The 23,523-nt window shown below is 59.0% G+C and carries 22 protein-coding genes; 6 read left to right on the plus strand and 16 right to left on the minus strand.

Annotation, left to right across the window (positions count from 1 at the left end):
* The 6 genes from ABEV74_RS08355 to ABEV74_RS08380 all read right to left on the minus strand — a co-directional run bounded on the left by ABEV74_RS08355 (position 1) and on the right by ABEV74_RS08380 (position 6,200).
* Complete coding sequence (locus ABEV74_RS08355; RefSeq protein WP_430145066.1) at positions 1–1,482, minus strand: rhamnulokinase; 1,482 nt, start codon at positions 1,480–1,482, stop codon at positions 1–3.
* Positions 1,479–2,699 carry an L-rhamnose isomerase gene (gene rhaI / locus ABEV74_RS08360; RefSeq protein ID WP_430145069.1) on the minus strand — a complete coding sequence of 407 codons (1,221 nt, stop codon included), beginning with the start codon at positions 2,697–2,699 and terminating at the stop codon, positions 1,479–1,481. Before rhaI ends, ABEV74_RS08355 begins: the two co-directional genes overlap by 4 nt.
* Before the next feature lie 28 nt (positions 2,700–2,727).
* Positions 2,728–3,114 (minus strand): sensory rhodopsin transducer, encoded by a 387-nt coding sequence (locus ABEV74_RS08365; RefSeq protein ID WP_062493348.1) that lies wholly within the window; start codon positions 3,112–3,114, stop codon positions 2,728–2,730.
* Positions 3,115–3,201: 87 nt separating this feature from the next.
* Positions 3,202–5,271: a bifunctional aldolase/short-chain dehydrogenase gene (locus ABEV74_RS08370; protein WP_062493349.1), complete on the minus strand. Its 2,070-nt coding sequence runs from the start codon at positions 5,269–5,271 to the stop codon at positions 3,202–3,204.
* 184 nt (positions 5,272–5,455) lie between these two features.
* A complete protein-coding gene (locus ABEV74_RS08375; protein WP_062493350.1) occupies positions 5,456–5,656 on the minus strand; it encodes a hypothetical protein in 201 nt (66 codons plus the stop codon).
* 115 nt (positions 5,657–5,771) lie between these two features.
* Positions 5,772–6,200 (minus strand): Hsp20/alpha crystallin family protein, encoded by a 429-nt coding sequence (locus ABEV74_RS08380; RefSeq protein ID WP_062493351.1) that lies wholly within the window; start codon positions 6,198–6,200, stop codon positions 5,772–5,774.
* 222 nt (positions 6,201–6,422) lie between these two features.
* Here ABEV74_RS08380 and ABEV74_RS08385 point away from each other — a divergent pair, with 222 nt between their 5' ends.
* Genes ABEV74_RS08385 through ABEV74_RS08405 form a run of 5 tightly spaced genes read left to right on the plus strand, consistent with a single transcriptional unit; the run spans position 6,423 to position 8,346 of the window.
* Positions 6,423–6,665, plus strand: coding sequence for a spore germination protein (locus tag ABEV74_RS08385; protein WP_430145072.1), 243 nt, complete (start codon positions 6,423–6,425; stop codon positions 6,663–6,665).
* A complete protein-coding gene (locus tag ABEV74_RS08390) occupies positions 6,662–6,865 on the plus strand; it encodes a spore germination protein GerPB (RefSeq protein ID WP_430145075.1) in 204 nt (67 codons plus the stop codon). Before ABEV74_RS08385 ends, ABEV74_RS08390 begins: the two co-directional genes overlap by 4 nt.
* 49 nt (positions 6,866–6,914) lie before the next feature.
* Positions 6,915–7,598 (plus strand): spore germination protein GerPC, encoded by a 684-nt coding sequence (gene gerPC, locus ABEV74_RS08395; protein WP_213527196.1) that lies wholly within the window; start codon positions 6,915–6,917, stop codon positions 7,596–7,598.
* A complete protein-coding gene (locus ABEV74_RS08400; RefSeq protein WP_062493355.1) occupies positions 7,595–7,885 on the plus strand; it encodes a hypothetical protein in 291 nt (96 codons plus the stop codon). Before gerPC ends, ABEV74_RS08400 begins: the two co-directional genes overlap by 4 nt.
* Positions 7,882–8,346 carry a spore germination protein GerPE gene (locus ABEV74_RS08405; RefSeq protein ID WP_430145079.1) on the plus strand — a complete coding sequence of 155 codons (465 nt, stop codon included), beginning with the start codon at positions 7,882–7,884 and terminating at the stop codon, positions 8,344–8,346. The genes ABEV74_RS08400 and ABEV74_RS08405 overlap by 4 nt, the downstream gene beginning before the upstream one ends.
* A gap of 376 nt (positions 8,347–8,722) precedes the next feature.
* On the opposite strand, the gene ABEV74_RS08410 is transcribed toward ABEV74_RS08405, so the two are convergent.
* The 9 genes from ABEV74_RS08410 to ABEV74_RS08450 form a co-directional block, all read right to left on the minus strand.
* Entirely contained in the window at positions 8,723–10,945 is a 2,223-nt protein-coding gene (locus ABEV74_RS08410) for an Ig-like domain-containing protein (protein ID WP_430145082.1), read from the minus strand.
* 232 nt (positions 10,946–11,177) lie between these two features.
* The gene (locus ABEV74_RS08415) at positions 11,178–11,606 is read right to left on the minus strand and encodes an RbsD/FucU family protein (protein ID WP_062493358.1); all 429 of its coding nucleotides are present in this window, start codon (positions 11,604–11,606) and stop codon (positions 11,178–11,180) included.
* Positions 11,607–11,921: 315 nt separating this feature from the next.
* Entirely contained in the window at positions 11,922–13,904 is a 1,983-nt protein-coding gene (locus tag ABEV74_RS08420) for a glycoside hydrolase family 15 protein (RefSeq protein WP_430145085.1), read from the minus strand.
* A gap of 17 nt (positions 13,905–13,921) precedes the next feature.
* The gene (glgA, locus tag ABEV74_RS08425) at positions 13,922–15,352 is read right to left on the minus strand and encodes a glycogen synthase GlgA (protein ID WP_062496939.1); all 1,431 of its coding nucleotides are present in this window, start codon (positions 15,350–15,352) and stop codon (positions 13,922–13,924) included.
* A gap of 44 nt (positions 15,353–15,396) precedes the next feature.
* Positions 15,397–16,509: a glucose-1-phosphate adenylyltransferase subunit GlgD gene (glgD, locus tag ABEV74_RS08430; RefSeq protein ID WP_062493360.1), complete on the minus strand. Its 1,113-nt coding sequence runs from the start codon at positions 16,507–16,509 to the stop codon at positions 15,397–15,399.
* The gene (locus ABEV74_RS08435) at positions 16,506–17,672 is read right to left on the minus strand and encodes a glucose-1-phosphate adenylyltransferase (protein ID WP_062493361.1); all 1,167 of its coding nucleotides are present in this window, start codon (positions 17,670–17,672) and stop codon (positions 16,506–16,508) included. Before ABEV74_RS08435 ends, glgD begins: the two co-directional genes overlap by 4 nt.
* Before the next feature lie 2 nt (positions 17,673–17,674).
* On the minus strand, positions 17,675–19,615 hold the full coding sequence (gene glgB / locus ABEV74_RS08440; RefSeq protein WP_430145088.1) for a 1,4-alpha-glucan branching protein GlgB: 1,941 nt from the start codon (positions 19,613–19,615) through the stop codon (positions 17,675–17,677).
* A gap of 245 nt (positions 19,616–19,860) precedes the next feature.
* Complete coding sequence (locus tag ABEV74_RS08445; RefSeq protein WP_430145091.1) at positions 19,861–20,898, minus strand: YkvI family membrane protein; 1,038 nt, start codon at positions 20,896–20,898, stop codon at positions 19,861–19,863.
* Between the two features lie 162 nt (positions 20,899–21,060).
* Positions 21,061–21,888 carry a phytanoyl-CoA dioxygenase family protein gene (locus ABEV74_RS08450; RefSeq protein WP_430145094.1) on the minus strand — a complete coding sequence of 276 codons (828 nt, stop codon included), beginning with the start codon at positions 21,886–21,888 and terminating at the stop codon, positions 21,061–21,063.
* A gap of 228 nt (positions 21,889–22,116) precedes the next feature.
* On the opposite strand from ABEV74_RS08450, the gene ABEV74_RS08455 reads away from it, so the two are divergent.
* Positions 22,117–22,971 (plus strand): helix-turn-helix domain-containing protein, encoded by an 855-nt coding sequence (locus ABEV74_RS08455; RefSeq protein ID WP_062493364.1) that lies wholly within the window; start codon positions 22,117–22,119, stop codon positions 22,969–22,971.
* Positions 22,972–23,088: 117 nt separating this feature from the next.
* Here ABEV74_RS08455 and ABEV74_RS08460 read toward each other — a convergent pair whose 3' ends face one another.
* Positions 23,089–23,523, minus strand: a complete 435-nt coding sequence (locus ABEV74_RS08460; protein WP_062493365.1) for a disulfide oxidoreductase — start codon at positions 23,521–23,523, stop codon at positions 23,089–23,091.

Genomic DNA, 23,523 nt, shown 5'->3' on the forward strand with positions numbered 1-23,523 from the left:
CTACGCTAATGCCAATAACGCCGCGAATTTCCGGTACGCCTCGGTCCATGCTTCCCTGTCGGCGGGCTCATAGGTGCGGACCGGGAACGACGCCCGGATCATCGCCCGCGCTTCGGCGATGTTCTTGATGGCGCCCGTCGCGATCCACTGCACCGCCAAATTGCCAAGCGCGCTGCCTTCGGTCGGCCCCGCCCAGACCGGCCGGCCGAGCGCGGCCGCCGTATAACGGCAGAGCAGCTCGTTCCGCAGGCCGCCGCCAACCATATGCAGACCTTTATAGGTTTTGCCGGTCAGCCGTTCCGTACATTCCAGCACATACCGATATTTTAACGCCAGACTTTCCAAAATACAACGAACCGTCTCGCCGATCGACTCCGGCACCGGCTGACGGCGCTCGCGGCAGTACGACCGGATCGCTTCCGGCATGTCGGGCGGATGGAGAAACCGGCCGTCGTCGGGATCGATGAAGGAACGAAACGCGGGCGCCGCTTCGGCCGCGGCCAGCATCTCCGCGTAATCGAGCCTATCCCCCCGTTCTTTCTCCCACCGCCGCTTGCATTCCTCCAAAATCCACAGCCCCATAATGTTTTTCAGCAGCCGATAGGTGCCGCAGACTCCGCCTTCGTTCGTAAAATTCATCGCCCTTGCCTCGTCGGTGATAACCGGAGCGCGGACCTCGGTCCCCATCAGCGACCAGGTGCCGCAGCTCAAATAGGCAAAATGCTCGTCAAGCGCCGGCACGGCCGCCACCGCCGAAGCGGTGTCATGCTCGCCGACTGCAATTAGCGGTATGGCCGGAACGCCAAGCTCTGCGGTCACCTCCGGCCGCAGCCGTCCGACCCGCGTTCCCGGCTGAACCGGGGGAAGAAACAGCTTCCGGTCGATGCCGATCGCGCCGATCAGCCGGTCGTCCCAATCCCCCCGGATCGGATTGAACAGCTGCGTCGTCGTCGTGTTCGTAAATTCGCTGTGCATCTCCCCCGTCAGGAAATACCGCAGCAAATCGGGAATCATAAGCAGGCGCTCGGCCTTGGCCAGCGCCGGATTGCCGTCGCGGACGAGCGCGTGCAGCTGATAGATCGTATTGAAGTTCAGAAATTGGATGCCGGTCCGGTTGAACACTTCGGCCTCCGACAACCCTGGCAGCGCCAGCACCTCGGCGATCGCGTCCGCCGTATGGGCGTCGCGATAATGATACGGATTGCCGAGCAATTCCCCGCTGGCGGAAATAAGGCCGAAATCGACGGCCCAGCTGTCGATTCCGATGCTGCCGATACATCCGTCCTCCTGCCTGACGGCAAGGCGAATGCCCTGCTTGACTTCATGGTATAGCCGCAAAATGTCCCAGTACAGCCGGTTGCCGACGGCGACCGGCTCGTTCGGAAAACGGTGCGCCTCGCGAACGGAGATCCGCCCTTCTTCGATCGATCCGACGACCGCCCGTCCGCTGCCCGCTCCCAGGTCAATCGCAAGCGCCTTCACCAGCTTGCACCGCCAACGCCGCGCGACGCGATCCGCTCGGCATAGCCGCTTTCGCGGTACGCTTTCATCGGATCGGCCGGCAGTCCCAATTCTTCGCGAATCGAAACGAGGAGCGGCGTGACATCGATCTCGAACGCGCTGCGCACCGCATCCTCGGCGGCCATGACGTCCTGCGCTTCCTGGGCGGCGTGCACCTCGTCCAGATTGATCAGCAGCGCCTTGGCGTATTGCGTCTGAACGTTCAGCACCGAACGGATCATAGCCGGAATTTTCGGTTCGATATTGTGGCTCTGGTCGATCATGTAGGCGATTTCGTCCGCATTGCGGCGGACGCCCGGATTCGCGTCGGCCGACGCTTCGAGTATCTGGTAAAAAATAAGGAACAGCTCGTACGGATGGATCGCCCCGACGATCAGATCGTCGTCCGCATACTTGCGGCTGTTGAAGTGGAAGCCGCCGAGACGCTGCTCGTCAAGCAGATAGGCGACGATATGCTCGACATTCGTGCCTTGCGCGTGATGGCCGGTGTCGACCAGCACTTGCGCCTGCTCGCCCAGCTTGAGCGCCATGTTGTAGGCCATGCCCCAATCCGCCAGATCGGTATGATAAAACGCCGGTTCGAAAAATTTGTACTCGATCAGCATCTTCATATCGGGCTCCATCGCCTTGTACGTTTCGGCCAACGCTTCGTACATCCAATTTTTCCGCTTGCGGATGTCGGCCTGGCCGGGGTAGTTGGTGCCGTCGGCAAACCAGAGGCTCAAATATTTCGAGCCGGTCGCCTTCATAATATCGACGCATTCGAGCAAATGGTCGGTCGCTTTGCGGCGGACGGCCGCATTCGAGTTCGTCACGCTGCCGAACATGTAGTCGTCTTCCTGGAACAAGTTCGGATTGACGGCGCCGATCGACAGGCCGAGCGCTTCCGCATGCGCCTTCAGCTTGTCGTAGTCGTCGACTTTGTCCCACGGAATGTGGATGGCGACGGACGGACAGGCGCCGGTCAGACGGTGCACGACGGCGGCATCGTCGAATTTCTCGAACGGATTGCGGGGAACACCGACTTTTCTGAACACCTTGAACCGGGTGCCCGAGTCGCCGTATCCCCACGACGGCGTTTCGATCCGAAGCGCTTTCAACTTTTCCCTGACTTTCCCGAGGTCGATGCCGCGGTTTTTCTGCTGCTCTTCAAACAACGCGTAGGCGCGATCGTTCATCGTCATTCTCCTCTCCTAATGAGCCGGGTTATCGTACCGGATAAGCGATAACGGACATAAGCGCATTGGCGGGCTGCGTCGCGTCAAGACGGCTGTATTGCACATAGACGGGGATATCGCTTTCCACTTCCATCGCGTACGGCACCCCTTTCGGAATAAACGCTCCGTCTTTCGACAAGGTCGACGTCCGCACATGAACGGTCCGTTTCGCCGGAATCGTGACCTGAACGCCTTCCATGGGCGGACGGTCTTCGAAGTAAATATGCACCTGCAGACGGGCGTCCTTGTCGCTTGTGTTCAGCACGCAAATCGATTCGTGACTTTCCAGCTCGCCGCTGCTGATCGGCGGAATATAGCCGTCCGGTATAATCCACCGGGTTTCGCCGCCCTTGCGCGCGTGGCCTTTCTCTTCCATATCGATCGTTGCCTCCTCTCGCGAATGGGGAGGGCCGATGCCCGGCCCTCCGGCTGAAATTCGATGCCCGTTCCGGTCAGCTCCCGGTCAACGGGTGAATGCCGCCGGCACGCCGCCGTCGATCGTCAGCATGCAGCCTGTCGTCTTCGACGCCCTCGAGGAGGCGAAGAACGCCACGCCTTCGGCGATATCCTGCGGGTAAATATTGACGAGCAGCGTCGTCCGCTTGCGGTAATATTCCTCCAGCTGATCGGGCTCTACGCCGTATGCGGCCGCCCGCTCGTTGCGCCAATTGGAATTCCAGATAGCCGATCCTTGCAATATCGCATCCGGCAATATCGTATTGACGCGAATGCCGTGCTCCCCGCCCTCGGCCGCAATGCAGCGCGCCAGATGCGCCTCCAGCGCTTTCGCCGCGCTGTAGGCCGTCGCGTTCTTGCCGGCGTATACGGCGTTTTTGGAGGCGATGAACACCATGCTGCCGCCTGTGCCCTGCTGCTTCATCATTTTGAACGCTTCGCGCGCCACAAGGAAATACCCGGTGCCGAGCACGTTCATGTTCAGATTCCATTCCTTGAGCGACGTCTCCTCGAACGGGCTCGAGGTGGCAAGGCCCGCATTGTTGACGAGAATGTCCACCCCGCCGTAATAGAGCGCCGTCGCGGCCAATGCGTCCGTCACCTGCTCCTCGCTCGTGACGTCCATTTTGACCGCCAGCGCGCGGCCTTCGCCGAATGCGGCGTTCAGTTCGTCGGCGACGCGCTGCGCTCCTTCGAAATTGAGATCGGCCAGTACGACATGGGCGCCTTCCGCCGCGAGACGGCGGGCCGTTGCGCTGCCGATGCCGCCCGCGCCGCCGGTAATGAACGCGACCTGGCGCGAAAATTCGGCTTCCGGCGGAGCCAGCGTCAGCTTATACAGCTCAAGCGGCCAATACTCGACGTTGAAGGATTCGTTCTCGTTCAGCGATACGAAGCGGCCGAGCGTCGTTGCGCCGCGCATGACCGCGATCGCGCGATGATACAACGCGCCGCTGATCTGCGCCGTCGCCCGGCTTTTCCCTGTGTTGAACATGCCGACACCCGGGACGAGAATGACGCGCGGAGCCGCTTCGGACATGACGTCGCCTTCATTCCGGTTGCGCTCGAAATACTGTTTGTATTCGTCTTTAAACCGTTCAATTCCTGCGACGATCGCCGCGCGCAGCGATTCCCCGTCGCCCGTTGCCGGGTCCCAGTCGACAAACAGCGGGACGCGCTTCGTATGGACCAGATGGTCCGGGCATGCTGCGCCGACCTGCGACAGCTGCGCGGCGTCGCGGGAATTGACGAATTGCAGCACGTCGTCCGCATCATCGAACGACACGAGCATCTTCCGGCCGTCGTCGACCGCGCCGCGAATGACCGGCATGACGGCGGCGGCCAGCTCGCGGCGCCGCTCGGGAGCGAGAGAAGAATAGCGCGCGCCTCCGAACAGCGCTTCCTCCTTCACACGCTTGCCGATGTAGCGCTCCGCTTCGTTAATGATGTCGATCGTTTTGCGGTACGCTTCCTCCGACGTTTCCCCCCAGGTGACAAGGCCGTGCTTCTCCATCAGCACGAGCTCGGCGTCCGGATTCGCCAGCACGCCTTCGGCGATCATCTTGGACAGCTTGAAGCCGGGACGGATGTAGGGCACCCAAACGAACCGGCTGCCGAATATCTCCTTCGCCAACTCGCGGCCGTTATCGGTGCAGCACAGGCTGATGATCGAGTCCGGATGCGTATGATCGACATGCTTGAACGGCAAAAACGCGTGCAGCAGCGTCTCGATCGAGGCGCGCGGATGCTTGCTGTCGATCATGCAGTGCGCGAGGTACGCGACCATCTCCTCGTCGGTCATATCCTCGCGCTCGAACAGCGGACGGATATCATCCATCCGCAATCCGGTGAAATGCTGCGCCTTCATCGTCCCCAGATCGGACCCGCTGCCTTTTACCCACATCACTTCGATGTCGCGGCCGCGGAAATCTTTGACCACCGTCTTCATGGAGGTGTTGCCGCCTCCCCAATTGCAGACCGAGCGGTCGGTTCCGAGCAGATTGGAGCGGTAGACGAGCTCGTCGAGTCCTCCCGTCAGCTCCGCCGCCCGTTTCGGGTCCCAAAGATATTGTGCCATTTCGGTTGCTCCTCACCTTTTGTCTTTTTTGTTTATGTTTGTTATTTTGGTTTTACGCTTGAATACATCTTATCATAACGCTGTCATTTTGAATACCGGTTATAAACAAAAAAAATCAAAAATCTTGTACAAAAAAGATCCCGCCTCGTCCAAAAAAGACGAAGCGGGATCGCGGGCGAACCGACTATATGTACCATTGATCCAACAGAATATAAAAGACGGCGGAACTGACAACGGCCCCGGCAAAACAAAGCCAGCCGGCGCGGTAGCGCAGCTGGAACATCCGTAGTATGCCAAGGCTCAGCAGCCCGAATATGAGCAGGATGAACACGGCCCCCAGAATAAAAAGCCCGGCGGAGACGTCGCTCACGTCAACCAGCGTCACTCGATACACTCCCTTGTCCAGTTTGCCGCACGCATGTGCGGCAACCAAAATATTGCAGCCTATCTGAAATTATAAGGGAAAACCCGACAATATGCCAGCGGCGGTCCGGTGACGGTTACCACCGGATCGGTATTTCCTCATAGACGGGGTCGACCGGTTTTTTGCGCAGCTTCACCTGCAGGACGCCTTCCCGCAGCAGCGCGCGCGACATCCGGGGACGTACGGCGCGGGGCAGCTTGATCGTCTTTCGTTCGTCGCCGGGCAAACCTTCCAGCCGGAGCCGATCCTCGCGCACGAGAAGACGAAGCCGTTCGGGCACGGCATCGGCCGGCAGCGGAAATTTGACGATGACAAAGTGATGCGTTTCGAACACTTCGGCCGGAGATTGTCCGAAGCCCGCCGACGCTGCGACGCCCGGCATCGCTTTGATCATCATATGGCGGACGAATTTTTCGACCCAATCCGGTTCGCGCAGCCGTTCGAAGCCTTTGGGCAGCCGCTGCCCCTCAAGCCAACGCTCCAGATCCTCCCATTTGGACGACACCTCGATTACACCTCCGGACTTCACGTTTACCCATTACTATATGCGGTCATGGAAACAAGGGCTACTTTCCCGGCCGCTCCGATCATAGTCCGGCTCCGTGCCCGTTTCGACGGAGAAAACCGCCGCTGAAGCATACCTCCCCGAGCCGCCGGGAACCTCTGGGCGAACGCCCGCATATGATATAGAAACGAGTTACAGGAATGGGAGCAAAGGAGTGACCTCATGCCTTCGGTCGTCGGCTTTGTCAATATCGTCAATGTCGGTTCCGGCTCTATCGTGCACTTCGGAGACGCGCTGCAAATTTCGCCGAACAGCACCTCCAAGACGTTCGCCGGCGCCGGTTCATTCCTGACAGGCAGCCTGGCCAATTCGAACAGCGCGGTCAGCGCGACGAACTCGATAGACCCGGATGTGCAGGATTCATCCAACAATAAAGTTGCTGCCGAGGCTGGGAACATCGTATGAATTTGACCGTTTACCAACATATTACGATTCAGCAGCTGCGCGTGGAAAGCATTTCGAACTCGTCCGTGCTGCAAGTCGGCAGCGCCGGATCCCTGCGATCGCTCTCCCAGCTGTACAACACGGGAGGCTTCACGGCGCCTGCGCCAGAGTTTGGCGCTCCGTCGCCAATCTCGTTCGTGCCGCTTCCGAGTCCGACATAACCTGGCTAGCGTACAATCCCGGCGCGACGGATCGAGAGGAGGACATTCGATGCAGCTGCCATACGGGTTTAATTGGGACGCTTGGTATGCATGGGCGCAAGAGACCAAGCGGCGAATTCTGGAACAGGAAGATCGGATCGCCTGTCTCGAGCGCGAATTGAAAGAGCTTGCGGCAAGAATGGATGCGGCGGATCAAAAGCCTCATTACAGCATCGAAAGATTGGAATACCATTTTGACCAGTTGAAGGTCGAGAAACTGGAAGGAACACTGAATATCGGCATGCAGTCGCCGGGCGAGGAATCGCTGCCGGGCGTCGATCAATTCTCGATCCCGGGAACGGCGCCGAAGCCTGGGACCTATTCGTTCCCGTCCGCCGGTCCCGGCGCCGTTCAGCCGACGCCATCATACTATACCAACGTTCGCGACATTGTCGAACGCTATTTGCAGGATGAAGCGTCGCAGCGAATTGCCGCGATAGAGAACGAGCTGGGCATACCGCTCGATCCGCATCATCGGCGGATTATTATCGAAGATATACGCCGGCAGATGCCTGCCCGTATCCAATATTACTTGCGGAACGCAAGCCATAGTGGCGGTGGAACGGCGGTGCCTGATGCGATCATTCACGACGCCGCCGCCAAATCGATTCGCGACTGCGAGACGGCCATGCGTCAATATTTGCTGCGGCTGAAGCAGCCGCCGGAACAACAGGATGAAGGAGATGCTTCATGAACGTTACGATTACGAACCACGCGCTATGTGTCGGCGAAATCGAGGTGCTCGGCGTCGCGGCTTCCTCGGTGCTGCAGATCGGCGATACCGATTCGTACACCCTTTTCTCGATGTTTGACACGCCGCCCGAATCGATTTTTGTCGGCCCGTTCGCCCCGCTTAGCCTGCCGGAAGAAAGCAGACCGCAATCCGCAGATGAAGCGCGGATTCCCGAGGAGTGCGACGGCCACAAAGCCGCAGGTCGTTTCGGCGGCAGCCGCGTCGGGAACCAGGCGGGAACGGCTTGAACGCGTTCGGGGCGCCCATCCGAACCGCCGACATCGGCAGCATCCGGGTCATCGACGCCGCCTTGTCGTCCGTTATCCAGATTGGCGATGTCGCCAGCGAATATTTGACATCAAACGCTTTGGCCGTGCAACGGGAGGCGGACCATAACGCGGCGGACGAACCTTATTTCGAATCGTATCCGATATTCGCCCGCCCGCTGCCGACCTTGTATCCCGGTTACGGCGATGGGGTAATCGTAGAGCGAAACAACATGGCACCGACTATCGAGGTCGGGTGCGTTCGCGTCATCGCGATCAGCACTTCCTCCGTCCTTCAGGCAGGCAATACCGGGAATGCCGTTGCCGAATCGCGCATCAAGCATATTCGCCAGTTTTGGCAATCGCCGTACCAGCCGGACGGTTCCCGGACGGATGTGACGCCTCTTGATCCGCCCGACCGATCGGCAAGCAATGCAGAATAGGCATTGGCGTAAATGCATTCGACACGGTACAAACGTCCATAGCGACTCCTCCCCTCCTTCATACTATAAAGTGTGGTTCCTACATCACAACATTCCAATTTCAGGAGGTATGTACTGTGAGTAATTATCCAAACGGCGGATATGTAGCAGGAGCTCATGATGGGTACGGATACGGATGCGCACCACATGGCGTCGGCGGCATCTGGACGAGTGCAGGTGTCATTCTCGTACTCTTCATCCTGCTGGTCATTATCCTGCGTTCCTGTTTCTTCTAACCGGAAAAACGCATGCGTGAAAATAAAGTCAGCCTCCCCACCGGGCAAGGCTGACTTTATTTTTCAGCGGCGCTTCGCCGCCTGTGCGGCAAAGCCGTCTATTAGCGGCGCAGCACCGCGTTGCGGTACAGCAGGATGAACGTGATGCCGTCGTCCGAGCCGATGCGGCCGTCCCGGTCATAATCGGCTTTCGGTATAAAGTGCGGATCGTCCGCGGAAGTGCCGATCGCTTTCAGAAACGCGATCAGATCGCGGACATCGACGTTGCCGTCATCATTCAGATCGGCCGGATCGCCGGGCGGCGTATCGGGCGGAAGGTCCTTCTTCACCTCAACGACGGCGGAAGCCGTCAAACCCTCGTATAATAAGGCGATCTCGGTATGGCCCGGCGACAGCGCCCTGACGATTCCGTCCTCACCGACCGAGGCGACTTCCGGGTCGGACGAACGGAATGCCGTCCGAGCCGTCACATCGGTCCGCGTCCCATCCGACATATAGACGGAAGCCGTTACGGACACCGTTTCGCCGGGGAAAAGCTCGGCCGAAACCGGCGACGCTTCGAGGCGCACGGGCTTGACAGGCGGCTGCCCGTCATCGTTCAGTCCGTACCAGGCCGCTCCCAGGTAGATTTGCCAGCCGTTGCGCCAGAACGACCGGGCTTTGTCAAGCGTCAAACTTTTCGACGGCTCGCGGCCGTCCGGACCGAGCCGGCTGATCATCAACTCTCCGTTGTAAATATAAGTGACGTCGCCGTTCGGGGCCAGCGAATCCACGCGACTTTGGGCCGTACTCGTCGGGGTCAACCGCTCCTCCGCGCCTTCCGGGGAGCGCACCCACAGCTGACGCTGCCCGTTCTCGGCCATCCGATTGAATGCGACCCATCCGTACGCGACCGCGTAATCTTTCGGATATCCTTCGGTCCGGCCAAGCTCGCTCTCCGCCGGATCACCGCCGGTATCGACCAGCACGATCGTCGATTCGTCGCTCGTCGCAAGCCTTTTCGTATAGACGACCAACCGTCCGTCCGTGCGCGGCCAAGAATGTCTGTACTGCTTGTCCGACGTCAGCGCCGACGGCTCGGCGTCTCCTGCGCGATATAGATAAATTTGCCCGCCCTTGGCATATACCAATGTGCCGTCCGCCGATATTTCGCAATCCGCGCCTGTTATGACATCCACCGTCGTCTCGTCCCCTGTCTTCAGGTTGCGCAGCACGAGCGGTTTCGGGCCGGACGAGCTGCCGTCATCCGCCAGAAAGACGGCAAAATCTCCGTTCACGAGAATGCTTGCGGCCGCCATCTCCGTCAAGCTGCCCCGCTTCCATTCGAAAACAAGATAGCGTCCCATAGGATCGAGCCCTTTCTCGTAATAACCGTCCGGAAGCGGAAAGCCCGTGGCGTCGAACGCGCCGCCCATCACGCCGTCAGGGGTCAAAAAGACGTGAAGGTCCCGGTTTTCCGCAACGGGAAACGGCAGCGTTTCTTCCTCGCTTGTTATCAGGTCGCGCACGATAAGGCGATGGTAATAGGCGTCCCAGTAAAGGAGGCGGGTATCGTCATGATCGAGCACGAGTCCGCGGGCATGCGCCTTGCGGGTCAATTCCGATCCGGATTCCACATAAAACGGGAACGAATGATAGGTCGTCTGCCCCGCGGAATCTTTCGCCTCGATGTTCAGCCGCAGTTGCCTCCTGTCCCGCTGGCCGATGTTAACGGTTTCATGAATGCCGTACACGCTTTCCGCGACTTTGCTCGCATTTACCTTCACCGTGACAAGAACGCAGCCCGGCTCGTCATCGTCGGCGCATGACAGATCGAGCGCGAGCTCCGGGTCCGCTACCGCATAAGGCAGCGGCGACACCGGCATCACGACTGGCTTCATGTCGACGCCGTAGGTATGCTGAGCCGTCGCCGCCAATCCGTCCACGTCTACGGCCCGGTATGTGACTTTCACCGTGCCGGGAGTCGTATCCAATCCCGAATCGATAAAGCCGCCGTAACGGCAGGAAAAGCCGCATGACCCGGGAAGTTTCTGCAATGCGGTCGTACGATCTCCGATGATCGCCGTTACTTCCGCGATCGGCGAAACGGAATAGACATATACGTCCGCATAGAACGTCTTCTCCACCAGACCGGACGGTGCCTGGACCGACAACTTCGGACCGTCGGCCTCGGCGGCATTCCCGGTTGCGGCCGCCAGCCCCGGCAACCCCAGCATGCCGCAAAGCGCAGCGACGAGCAGGCGGGACAGCGCGGGCAGCAGCCATCGGGAAGGCGAATTGGCGCTCAATCGGCGCGGCATTCGATGCCGCAATCTTCGTTTCACGTCTTACCCCTCCTTTTATTTCCTGATTTCTCATATTGTGATGGTAAGAGCGCTAAAATGTAAATAGGGACAACACCCCAGAACATTTCGGGCCGGCCGGCGGCGTTCCCAGACCCGCGAACCAATAAAAAAAGCAACCGCCCCCATCCTTACGGACTAAGGGAGCAGTTGCCTGTTGGGGAAGAGGCGCCTCTGCGGTCGCATCCGACAATCGAACGCGGCACCGCTACCGTTACAGCACGCAGCCTTTTTTCAATATAATATTGGCATACTGCGCGCTTTCCCCGGTCGCGACGATCGCATAGGCCTTTTTGGCGCGCTCGTAGAACGCAAACCGTTCGATTTCTTCGAACTCCACCGGTTTGCCTTCGTGCTTGGCGACCAGCTCCTTGTACGTATCCCATATAACCGGAACGACCGGATCGCCCGGAACGACCGCCATGACGCCCGCCGGCCGCTCCACGTACTGATCCAGCGGGAATACGGACAGCACCGCATCCAATACGGCCGGCACGCCGTGACCGTCCAGACGAACGAGACGCTGCGCATGGCTGGCCGCCGGGAAATTGCCGTCCCCGATTACGAGGTCGTCGCCATGGCCCATCTCCATCAAAATTTTCAGCAGTTCCGGTGTAAGCAAACTGGATATTCCTTTCAGCATCTGTCCACAGCCCCTTTTTCGGTGTCAGCTCGTTTATCCGCATTATACCAGAACCGCGGGCGGTCTGTAACGGAAAAACGGCATGCCGGGGGGAGCGTGCCAAAACTCCCTGTCCGTTATCCGGACTGACGCCGGTCATGCGTGCCAAAACTCACGGTTCGTACCCGGACAGACGGCAGACATGCGTGCAAAAATTCCCGGCCTGTTATCCGGACAGACGGTGGTCATACGTGTCAAAACTCCCGGTACGTATCCCGAACAGACGGCGGTCATGCGTGCAAAAACGCACACCAACGCGCATCTTCTCCCGATCGTTCAAACTCCCGGTTCGTGCGTGCCGCGCGACAGCTGGGCATACTTGCGTACATATTGGGTAACACAGTGCACGAACGTCGCGTGCGACCACGTCAGCGGTGCAACTGATAGCGGCGAGCCGTCGAACGGATGCAGCTGCTCCGGCAGTATGCCGCTCGGCAGCGCATGCCGTACAGCCCACTCCAGCGCCCGCTTCGGCTCCTCCAGATCGTCCGGGCAGCGTGCCGTTTCGATCTCGTAGCCGGCCATCCACAGCGTGCAGATGATCCACGGATTGCCGGGAACCCGCCCGACGTCGCCGGATTGCCGGAAGTAGCCGTCGTTCGTGTAGCGCGCGATGCCGCCGACCTCCGTCCGCACCCGCAGCCCTTCCCGGACCGCGGCCATCGTCTGCGCGACCCGCCCGTCATCGGCCGGCAGCACCCCGAATGCCGTCAAGGCGAACAAGCTGCTGTCGAGCGTCAAATCTTTCTCCCAACGGCCGTCACGCCTGACGAGTCCGCGGGCGAACCGGCCCGCGCCTTCGTCCCACAGATGCGTCATAATGCCCGATTTCACCGCTTCCGCCGTCCGCTCGTACCGCTCTCTTCGCTCGTCGTCGCCGAACAGGCCGGCGAAGAAAGCGGCCGCCGCCAGTCCGCCGTATACCGAAGCAGCCGTGTACGTCCAGATACCGTAACGTTCCTCCCACAAGTCGTAGCTCGGCTTCGGCAGCGACAGCTCCGGCTCCATATAGCCGCACAGAAAAGCAGCCGCCTTCCGGATCAGCTTGCCGTACAGCGACTGCGGCAGCTCGATCAGCCGGTTCCGCTCATAAGTGCGTCTGAGCGTAAGCAGCACCAGCGCCGTCTCGTCTTCCTGAATCGGCAGCAGCGAGGCGCCCTGCATCTGATACGGATGCCAGCTGGAGCCGACCGTGCCGTCCGGGTTGTATTTGTGACGCAAATACCCTTCGGAAGTCAGCGCCCGGGCGCAAAAATGAAAAAAAGGCGCCACGACGCTGTCGTAACCGGCCGCCGACATCGCGTCGGCGATCAGCGCCCCGTCCCGCGGCCACATATAGCTGTAATGATCGCGGTTGTACTGCAGAATGTCCGTGTCGTTCGCGGCGACGATCGCCCCCCGTTCGTCGGTCTGCGACCGGACGACAAGCAGGCTGCGCCTGAACAGCCGGATCACCTCCTGCGGCAGGTCGCCGAAGTCCGGCGACGACCGGCGCAGCCATTGCTTCCAGTAAACCGCGATTCGTCCCAGCAGCTTGCCGGGATGATGGTCCCGCACATACCGGTCGAGCCGATTCACCTCTTCCAGGCTGTCGCCGGCCGACATCCAGTAATAGACCGTCTTCTCCCCGCCGGCCGGCACCGTCGCATGCAGCCCGATCGCACTGTCGACGGAGCCCTGGGCGATCGCGTTGCCCATCAGCGTTCCGTCTTCGGCGTCGCGCCACGTCCCTTCCGCGGATTTAAACCGTTTGATCCCGGTTGAATATTGCCTAATGCCGCCTTCGTCCGAGAAGCCGTTGAACATGAAATAGGAAGAACGCTTGTAATGAAACACCGTGCCGTTATCCGGATAATACGCCGCCGTATCGCCGATCTCCGTCCCGTCGATCGTCAGGTCCTGATGGAAAAACAGACGAAACTCTTTCGTTTCGTCCGATAAATTGCGGATCACCACCCGCTTCAAAAAAAGGCATTCGCGCTGGTGCACGCCGTCGTTCATCAGCAGCTCGACGCCGAGACCGTCGTGCCGGGCCACGGCATCCGAAACGAGCGCATCTTCCGCATAATCGAGCCGGATTCGCCATCCCGGGTCGTCCAGCCAGCGGAAGACGCCGCCGGCCCAGAGGCCGACCCGGCACGGTTGTCCTCCCACATGATTCAATTGACCGACGAAAGGATAATAGATATCGCGAATATAGCAATGGTCGTCAAGATTGACCAGCATTTTGCCGTTGCCGACTACAAGGTGACGGGCCATTGAGGTTCGAACTCCTTTCAGTTGGACACAAGCTCGTCGTACAGGGCCAAATACTGTTTGGCGGAACGGTCCCAGCCGTAATCCCGCTTCGCCGCGTTCGCCGCGATCGTTCCCCACGCCGCCGGATCGGCATAAAATTTCAGCGCGCGGCGAATCGTGAACAACAGGTCGTGGGCGTTGTAATGGGCAAATGTAAAGCCGTTCCCTTCACCAGTATATTCGTTGTATGACAAAACCGTGTCCTTCAGCCCACCCGTTTCCCGGACGATCGGCACGGACAAATAACGGAGCGCGATCAGCTGGCTAAGCCCGCAAGGCTCGAATTTTGACGGCATCAAATACAGATCCGAGCCGGCGAAGATGCGGCGGGCCAACCCGTCGTCATACCCGAGCCGGACCGCGATCTTGTCCGGTCTGCGGGCGGCGGCTTCCCGAAACAGCTCTTCGTAGCGGCGTTCCCCGGCGCCGAGCACGGCCCATTGCGCCGGTTCGCTCAGCGCTTCATCGAGAATATGGGCAAGCAGATCGAAGCCTTTCTGCTCCACCAGGCGGGATACAATGCCGATCAGCGGAACGTTCTCCGCCTCCGGCAAACCGAGCTCCCGCTGCAGCGCCGTCTTGTTGCGGCGCTTCTCGTCCAGCGAATGGCGGTATGGCGCAACAAGTGCCGGATCGTTCATCGGATCGAACAGCGCCGTGTCGATGCCGTTGACGATGCCGGACAGATCGCCCGACCGGCGGCGGAGCAGCCCGTCAAGCTTTTCCCCGTACCATTCGGTCTGGATTTCTTCGGCATAGGTCGGGCTGACCGTCGTCAGCTTGTCCGCACAGACAAGCCCGCTTTTCATGCAGTTGGCCGCTCCGTAAAATTCGAGCAGCTCGGTCCGGAACACCTCTTCCCCGGCGCCGAGCAGGTCGAGCATCAGTTCCTTGCTGAACACTCCCTGATATTTTAGATTATGGATGGTGAATACCGTCGGAATTCCCCGGCAGACGGGATCGTGGGCGTACCTGGTCTTGAGCAGAAACGGCACGAGCGCCGTCTGCCAATCGTGGCAATGGAGAATATCGGGCCGGACATCCAGATAGCGAAGCGCTTCGACGACCGCGAAGGAGAAAAAGACGAACCGCTCGGCGTCGTCGCCGTATCCGTACAGCCCGCGTCTTTTGAAATAATACTCGTTGTCGATCAGATAGTAGTCGATGCCGCCGATCGCCGCCCGCAGCAGCCCGCAATACTGTTTGCGCCAGCCGAGCTGTACGGTGAAGGTACACACCGTCTCGAAACGGGCGATATGCAATTCGGCAATCTCCTCGTATTTCGGCAATATGACGCCGGTACGGACCCCCAGCTTGCGCAATGCCAGAGGCAGCGCGCCGGTCACGTCGGCAAGGCCGCCCGTCTTGACGAGCGGCACCGCTTCGGATGCGGCGAACAAAATGTTCATGGCCGTACCTCCCTCTTTTTCGCCTTCATCCTTCAAACCGCAGTTCAAACGACCTTGCGCTTGGCCGCCATGAACGGCGCCCCTTCCGTGCCGCGAATATCGCGGCCGCTGGCGATTCGCACGTCCTTGTCGAGAATGCACCGCTCCAGATAGGCCTGTTCGCCGATCACGCTGTTCTGCATGACGATGCTGTTCCGCACAACCGCCCCTTTGCCGATTTTCACGCCGCGGAACAGCACGCTGTCTTCCACCGTCCCTTCGATGACGCACCCGTCCGCCACCAGCGAGTTGACGACGCGCGCGTTGTCCAGGTAACGGGAAGGCGGTTCGTCCTTCAGCTTCGTGAAGATCGGTCCGGGACGGGAGAACAGTTCGTGCTGCGCTTCGGCGTTCAGCAGCTTCATATGATTCCGGAAGTAGCTTTCGACCGTATTTACGATGCCGAGGTAACCGTCATACATATAGGCCTGTACGTTCAACTGGCGGAGCCGGGACATGATGGCATGCCGGACGAGATGATCCTCTCCCTGCGCCAGCGACGTTTCCACCAGCTCGAGCAGCAAATCTTTGCGCATCAGATACATTTCCATCGACACGATCTCGCTGTCCATGCGGCCGTAATGATCCTGCATCGCGACGATTCTGCCGTTTCCGTCGAGCCGCACCTTGCGCGCTGCGCCGCCCATCGTGTCGGTCATCCGCTTGCAGACGACCGTAATATCGGCGCCCCGCTCCTTGTGCGCGGCAAGCGCCGGCTGCAGATCGACATTGCACACCATATGGCTGCGCGAGATGATGACGTATTCGCTGGAAGTACGGTCGAAGTAGTCGCGGTTCTGATAAAAATAATACAGATCGCCCCGCGACAGCTCGCGAATGTCGCCGGTCGCCGGCGGCAGCACGAACAGGCCGCTCTGGCGGTGGTGCAAATCCCAGTGCCGGCCGGATTCAAGGTGGTCCATCAGCGAGCGGTATTTCGTATGAGCAAATACCGCCACCTTGGAGACGCCGGAATTGACCATGCCCGAGAGCACGAAGTCGATGAGCCGGTAGCGGGCGCCGAACGGTACCGTAGCGGCGCAGCGGACCGCCGTCAGCCTTTCCATTTCATCCGGTTCATGAATCAGGTTGATGACGCCCATAATCGAATGGTTCACAGATTTTTGACCTCCTTCAATTCGGGCCCCCAATTGTTCCTTTCGCCGCTCGCCACGACGGTAATCGTCTCGTCTCCCTCGCGGCCGATCTGCTCGCCGTCCCCGACTGCCGCCCCTTCTCCGATGATCGCCCGGTAAATGCGCGCGCCGCGGCCGATTTTCGCATTCGGCATGACGACCGATTCGACGACGATGCTGTCAAGGCCGATATGGACGCCGCTGGACAGCACCGAACGGCTCACCTCTCCTTCGATGACGCATCCTTCGGCCACCAGGGACGACGATATTTTCGCCTGCGGGGCGATAAGCTGAGGCGGCCGGTTCGGATTGACGGAGTAGATGCGCCAGTCCCGGTTGAACAGATCGAGCGGCGGCCGCTCGGCGATCAGGTCCATATTCGCCTCCCACAAGCTGTCGATCGTGCCGACGTCCTTCCAATATCCGTGAAATGCGTATGCGCAGAGCTTGACGCCGCCGTTCAGCATCGCCGGTATGACATCCTTGCCGAAGTCGTGACTGGATACGCGGTTTCCTTCGTCCCGGATCAAAAATTGCCGCAGCACCGGCCAGGCGAATATATAAATGCCCATCGACGCCAAATTGTTGGACGGCAATTTCGGCTTTTCCTCGAAATCGGTAATGCGTCCTTCCTCTCCCGTGCGCATAATGCCGAATCGGCTCGCTTCCTTCCACGGCACCTCGATGCCGGCCACCGTCACATCGGCTTCCGTCCGTTTATGGGCCGCCAGCATTTGCCCGTAGTCCATTTTGTAGATGTGATCGCCGGAAATGATCAGCACATATTCCGGATCGTAGGAATCGATAAAGTCCATATTTTGATAGATCGCATTGGCGGTGCCCTCGTACCAGGCGCCTCCCTTCGGCTTCATATGGGGCGGAAGAATGGACATGCCTCCGTCCTGGCGGTCGAGTCCCCACGGGCTGCCGATGCCGAGATAGCGGTTCAGCACAAGCGGCTGATATTGGGTCAGCACGCCGACCGTGTCGATGCCCGAATGCGCGCAGTTGCTGAGGGCGAAATCGATGATCCGGTATTTGCCGCCGAAATGAACGGCCGGCTTGGCCAAATCCGTCGTCAGTACGCCCAGACGCTTCCCTTCACCGCCGGCCAGCAGCATGGCGATCATTTCTTTGCGGGCCATCGTCACCATCTCCTATCCGTTTGTTTTGCCGAAGCGGGGGCAAGCAGCAGAAAAGAAAGCGGGGGAAGTCCGATCCGAATACTGTCGTTCCGGCCGTGCATCGGCACCGGTTCGCTGACGTACGGCTTCCTTCTCAAGGCCGAAGCGCCGCCGAAGCTCCTGTCGTCGCTATTGACAAGCTGCCTGTAGCGGCCGGGGGCGGGAACGCCGATCCGGTAATCCCGATACGCCTGACGGGAAAAATTGCATACCGCCACGACGCAGTCGCCGTGCCTGTTCCCCCGGCGGACGAACGAGATCACCGATTGCCCGGCGTTGTGCGCATCGATCCACTCGAAACCGCCCGGATCGGTATCCTTTTCCCACAGCGCCGGCCGCTCCTTGTACAGGCGGTTCAGCTTCCGGGAATACAGCTTCATCTTCGCGTGAAGCTCGTAATCGAGCAGAAACCAGTCAAGCGCTTCGGTATCTTTCCATTCGTCGAATTGGCCGAATTCCGAGCCCATAAACAGCAATTTCTTGCCGGGATGCGTCATCCAGTAGCCGAAAAACAGGCGGAGCTGGGCGAATTTTTCCTCATAGGAGCCCGGCATCTTGTGCAGCAGCGAGCGCTTGCCGTGTACGACTTCGTCATGTGACAGCGGAAGCACGAAATTTTCGGAGAAAGCGTACAGCAGCGAGAAGGTGATCAAATGGTGATGATGCTTTCGTTCGTCCGGGTCGAGCGTCATATACCGCAGCATGTCGTTCATCCAGCCCATATTCCACTTGAAATTGAAGCCGAGTCCTCCCCAATACGTCGGAGAAGTGACAGCAGGCCATGCGGAGGAATCTTCCGCGATCATGAGGGCATGAGGGTGATAGTGAAAGACGATTTCGTTAAGCTTGCGGAGAAATCGGAGAGCTTCCGGATTTTCCGTACCGCCGTGCGCATTGTGCGCAGCCAGTTCGGGAGGCTTGCCGAAATTCAGGTCGATCATGCTGGCGACCGCATCGACGCGCAGGCCGTCGATATGATACAGATCCATCCAAAATATCGCGTTGGAGATCAGAAAGCTCATTACCTCCGTCCGGCCGAAATCGAAGGCGAGCGTTCCCCACTCCGGCTTCTCGGCCAGTCGCGGGTCCGGCCCCTCATAGATCGGCGTACCGTCGAACAGCCGCAAGCCGTGGTCGTCTTTGCAAAAATGGCCCGGCACCCAGTCGAGAATGACGCCAAGCCCGCGCCGATGGCAGCGGTCGACGAACGCCATCAACTCCTTCGGCGTGCCGTATCGGCTCGTCGCCGCGAAATAACCGGTAATTTGGTAGCCCCATGACCGGTCGAACGGATGCTCGGCAAGCGGCAGCAGCTCGATATGCGTATACCCCATATCGGCTGCGTAATCGGCCAGCTCCGCGGAGAGTTCCCCGTAAGTGCGGAACTGCTCCTTCCCGGCGAGCCGCCACGAACCGAGATGCGCTTCGTAGATGAGAAGCGGGTTGTCGTATGGCAATCGCTCCCGCTTGCGGCGCTGCCAGGCGCCGTCGCGCCAGCGGTAACCGCTCAGATCGGCGACGATCGAGGCCGTTCCGGGACGCCGCTCCGCGAAGAAGGCGTACGGATCGGCTTTCAGCCGCTTCCGTCCGTCGGCGTCGCAAATTTCGTACTTGTACATCGCACCTTCCGCGAGACCGGGGATGAACAGCGCCCAAACGCCGCTCTCCCCGAGCCGTTCCATCCGATGGCCGCTTCCGTCCCAATGATTGAACGATCCGGCAACCCGCACATCCGACGCGTTGGGTGCCCATACGGCGAATCGGACCCCTTCCGTCCCGTCCCACTGCAGCCGATGAGCTCCGAACGTCCGGTAACTGTGATACAAAGTGCCTTCGTTAAACAAATAAAGGTCGTCAGGGCGAATGCCATAATAATTGGCGGTTTGTACGGTCCGGACTGTCACGTTTATGGGATCCCCCCTTTTCTGGCGATAGATAATATGACGTGAATCGAAACAATTGTGTAAGTCCGTCAGCTCCTTTGTATTATTTTATGCCGGTATACGTGAGGAGGTTCAAGATGTGTCATATTAATTGACGTGAATGAAAGAGGAGATGGTAAAGAAACCGTCGCCTAATATTCTTATATGTCCCGGCATCCGGGCCTATACGTAAAAATGAAGCCGGGAAGCCCGCCACACGTCAGCGGCTATTTCGGTATCCGGGACAGCATAAGCGAGACAAGAAGGGCGATGCCGACAAACCCGAATAACGGATACAAATACGCGAGCAGAGAGCTGAACCCGATCAGACTGATCAGAAAGCAGCCGAAAAGGATCAAGATGACCAGGATGTCGTTGGAGAAATGCAAAATCGTTCCGATTTGCCGGGTTATGCCGAACACGTTGCCGATCAGCGTCGTAAAAATTTCGCCATACACGATAACGATGAACAAAGCGTAAAGGACAGGACCGAAAGCCTGGATAACCTCGGCCATCGGAATCGCGTATTCCATAATTTCCGGCATTTTCGAAAGCAGGGCGGTATGGCTGACGACCAGCATCAGCCCGAGTCCGATTCCGCCCCAAATTCCGCCCCATTTCAACACCTTCTCGTCCTTCACCTCCCCGCCGAGCGGGACCAGAACGGCTTCGACCATGGCCAGATTCAGCGCCGCATATGAAATCGAGCTAATCAGCCATCTCCAATGTCCCGCTTCCGTCTGTACCGCGTGCCATGACGTGAAATCGGCCGAGCGAAGCGTGTGGATGCCGATAAGCGCGGTAAACAGCAGCATCATCGGCACGACAATCGAATTGACGGCCAGTATGCCTTGCAGCTGTCTTCGCATGACGACGTACGTCAGCGCAGCGGTGGCGGCAATGCCCGCAATATAAGGAGCGCCGAGCCGTTCCTCGAAAATGGAGCCGGCTCCGGCCAGCATGACGACCGTCGTGCCGAATAAAATAACGAATACGATCAGATTCGCGGCCTTTCCGAAAAACGGCCCGAAAAGAAACTGGTTCAGTTCCTCGTAAGAAAAGGCGCCGATACGGGCGGAGATCAGCATCATTTTCGTACCAAGCCATATAAACAAAAGCGTACAAATCAGGATGGCGGCGTAGCCGTAAAAACCGTAGGCCGTAAAAAACTGGATCGTCCCCTGGCCGGTTGCGAATCCGGCGCCGATAACGGTTCCCATATAGGTCATCGCAACCTGCGCAATCAGTATGGCTCTCCTCATCATGTTAAGCCCTGCCTTTTCCCGGATAAATTTAGAAGCCCGTATACTTTAAAAATATGCTTGTCTCGTTCATCTATGACAAAACGCGAAAAAGAGGGGATCTGAAAGTCCCCTCTCTTCCTCGGCATTCGACGGAACGGCGAAACCGGCAGCCCGTGTGTGGATTCAGTGCGGCCCGGTTGCGGCGAATTCGGTGCCGCACGGCCCGCTTCCCGCATTGTCCTCCCGTTCGACGATTTCGCCCTGCCTGTTATAGAGCGGCGAGTACCATTTGCCGATCTTCTCCGCCGACTCGCCGGCATAGTGGCAGATGAACGCCCGGCGGAAACGGTCTTTCGAGCGGTTCGGATACGATCCGTGAATGACGCTGCCGTTAAAGAACAGCACATCGCCAGCCTTCAGCGTCGTCGGCATCGGCGTTAATCCTTCGGGCACATCGACCTCGTCTACCGTGAACGATTGCGACGGGTCGGCCCGATGCGGACACTGGATCGGCTCGTGCTGCGACTTCGGCACGACGAACAGTCCGCCGTTTTCCTCGTCCGCATCGTCAATCGCCGTCCAGGCCGCAATGCACGTCCCGGGCTCCACCTTCAGATAGAAATTGTCCTGATGCAGCGCCTGTCCTTCCGCGCCCGGCGGTTTCCAGTAAAACATGCTCTGCGCCGCAATGGGCTCCTCGCCGAGCAGCGCCGCCAGTATATCCATTACGCGCGGATCCAGCATATAATCCATCGACAACCGGTTGACTCTGTGCGGATGCATCATTCGCGGATAAGCCTTCAATATCGATCCCTGACGCCGCGCTTCCTCAATCGGCAGCGCTTCGAAGCAGCCGGGAATGGAACGCTGCGCATGCATCTCCGCGAAATTGCGGCGCAGCGCCTCCACCTCATCGGCCGCAAACAACCCTCTTACGATCAAATAGCCTTCCGTCTCAAATTGGCGGAGATCCGCTTCCGACAAATTCGCGCCCGCCAGCTTGTCGACCATTGCAACCCGCTCCTTTCCTATCGTTATCGGATACGCAGCTGAGATGTTTCCTTGTCACTATCGTAGTACGGAACGGTATGCAATTGAAGCAACAAACCTGCTAACTATTCCTACGATTCTGCTGCCTTGCATCGGTAACAGATTGTCAGGCGGCGGGCCGAATGATATGCTCGAAACAGATGGGGCAAAGGATCGACTTGCAAATCTGGATCATCGGAGGTCAATCGGGTGGATGCGCATTCTCTTATAAAACGATCGGCTTTAAAACGATCGGCGAAATCGCCGGGCAGACAGGGCGTGCTGCTTGCCGACCATTACATCGAAGCGGAAGGGTACTGGACGCGAAGACCGGAAGGGATGTCGGATTGGCTCATTACGTATACCGTTTCCGGCGAAGGCGAGTTTCGGATCGGCGGACGGACGTTTCGCTGCCGGGGCGGCGACGTATGTCTGCTGAAGGCGGATACGCCGCATGAATACGGAACGCCAGCGGGTCAAATATGGGATGTCGTCTGGGCGCATTTTATCCCTTCGCCGAACGATTTGAAGCGGGTCCAGCTCCCCGAGCTCGAACCCGGCTTCGTCCTGCAGACCGTGGAAAGCTCCTTCGCCCGAAAGCGAATCTATCGCGCATTCCAGCGGATCATCTTCGATGCGAGACAGATGAAGCCGTTCTGGGAAGAGCTGTGCCAGGGGGCGATAGAGGAAATTTTGCTGCTGCTGGCGCAGCACGCCTCCGTCCCGCTCGATCCGCGCATCGAGAAGGCGCTGGCTTATTTGACCGAGCGTATGACCGAACCGATTACGGTCGCGCAAGTCGCCGCATTCGTCGGCCTGTCGCCTTCCCGTCTCGCTCATCTGTTCAAGCGCCAGACCGGAGAACCGGTGCTCGAAACGTTGAACCGGATGCGGCTCCGCCAGGCCGCCCTGCTGCTTCAGCATACGCACAGCAGCGCTGCGGAAATCGCGCTTGATGTCGGTTTTCAAAACTACAACCACTTTTTGAACCAGTTTAAAGGAGCGTACGGCGTTACGCCGAGCGCTTTTCGGAAGAGCCGGCTGCGGGGGGACGGCCGGTCCTAGATCATCGCGGAACGCGGCCATACAAGCGCGGCCGGCGCGCGCTGCGGCTTGCAGGCTTGCCGGCCGAAAAACGGATAAGCTGACGTTCCGAATTGTCCGGCGGCAAGGGTGCGCCGATTACGCTTCCTCTTTCCTGCCGAACCATAGCAGAAGAGCGATCAGAACGAATGCGATCAAGGCGAGGAGCGGAATCGTGACGATTCCGTACCAGTTCAAATAATCTTCGTCGCACGGCACGACCGAACGGCATACCGCGAACTCCGATATGGCCGGCACCTTCTGCAAGGCGTAATGATACAGCGAGATGCAGCCCCCGACGATATTGACCGGCAGCAGATAGCGAACCACGTTTTTGTCTCCGCGATAGCTTGCCATGCCGAGAATAATCGTTTGCGGATACATGAAAATCCGCTGGAACCAGCACAGATCGCACGGTGCGAACAGCAGCACCTCGCTCAGATAGAGGCTGCCGCCTGTGGCGATGAGCGATACGATCCAGGCAAAGTACAGGCCGTACCGCCTCAGCACGACAGTGAACCGCCCTTCCGCCAT

The sequence above is a fragment of the Paenibacillus cisolokensis genome (assembly GCF_050481165.1).
Lineage (GTDB): Bacteria > Bacillota > Bacilli > Paenibacillales > Paenibacillaceae > Paenibacillus_AH > Paenibacillus_AH cisolokensis.

Coding starts and splice junctions, on each gene's coding strand:
- ABEV74_RS08400 (WP_062493355.1), top strand. CDS start 7,595: ATGAACGTTACGATTACGAACCACGCGCTATGTGTCGGCGAAATCGAG.
- glgA (WP_062496939.1), bottom strand. CDS start 15,352: ATGAACATTTTGTTCGCCGCATCCGAAGCGGTGCCGCTCGTCAAGACG.
- ABEV74_RS08365 (WP_062493348.1), bottom strand. CDS start 3,114: ATGGAAGAGAAAGGCCACGCGCGCAAGGGCGGCGAAACCCGGTGGATT.
- gerPC (WP_213527196.1), top strand. CDS start 6,915: ATGCAGCTGCCATACGGGTTTAATTGGGACGCTTGGTATGCATGGGCG.
- ABEV74_RS08450 (WP_430145094.1), bottom strand. CDS start 21,888: ATGGTCGACAAGCTGGCGGGCGCGAATTTGTCGGAAGCGGATCTCCGC.
- ABEV74_RS08435 (WP_062493361.1), bottom strand. CDS start 17,672: ATGGCCCGCAAAGAAATGATCGCCATGCTGCTGGCCGGCGGTGAAGGG.
- ABEV74_RS08390 (WP_430145075.1), top strand. CDS start 6,662: ATGAATTTGACCGTTTACCAACATATTACGATTCAGCAGCTGCGCGTG.
- rhaI (WP_430145069.1), bottom strand. CDS start 2,699: ATGAACGATCGCGCCTACGCGTTGTTTGAAGAGCAGCAGAAAAACCGC.
- ABEV74_RS08415 (WP_062493358.1), bottom strand. CDS start 11,606: ATGCTGAAAGGAATATCCAGTTTGCTTACACCGGAACTGCTGAAAATT.
- ABEV74_RS08460 (WP_062493365.1), bottom strand. CDS start 23,523: ATGGCGGAAGGGCGGTTCACTGTCGTGCTGAGGCGGTACGGCCTGTAC.
- ABEV74_RS08445 (WP_430145091.1), bottom strand. CDS start 20,898: ATGATGAGGAGAGCCATACTGATTGCGCAGGTTGCGATGACCTATATG.
- ABEV74_RS08385 (WP_430145072.1), top strand. CDS start 6,423: ATGCCTTCGGTCGTCGGCTTTGTCAATATCGTCAATGTCGGTTCCGGC.
- ABEV74_RS08370 (WP_062493349.1), bottom strand. CDS start 5,271: ATGGCACAATATCTTTGGGACCCGAAACGGGCGGCGGAGCTGACGGGA.
- ABEV74_RS08420 (WP_430145085.1), bottom strand. CDS start 13,904: ATGGCCCGTCACCTTGTAGTCGGCAACGGCAAAATGCTGGTCAATCTT.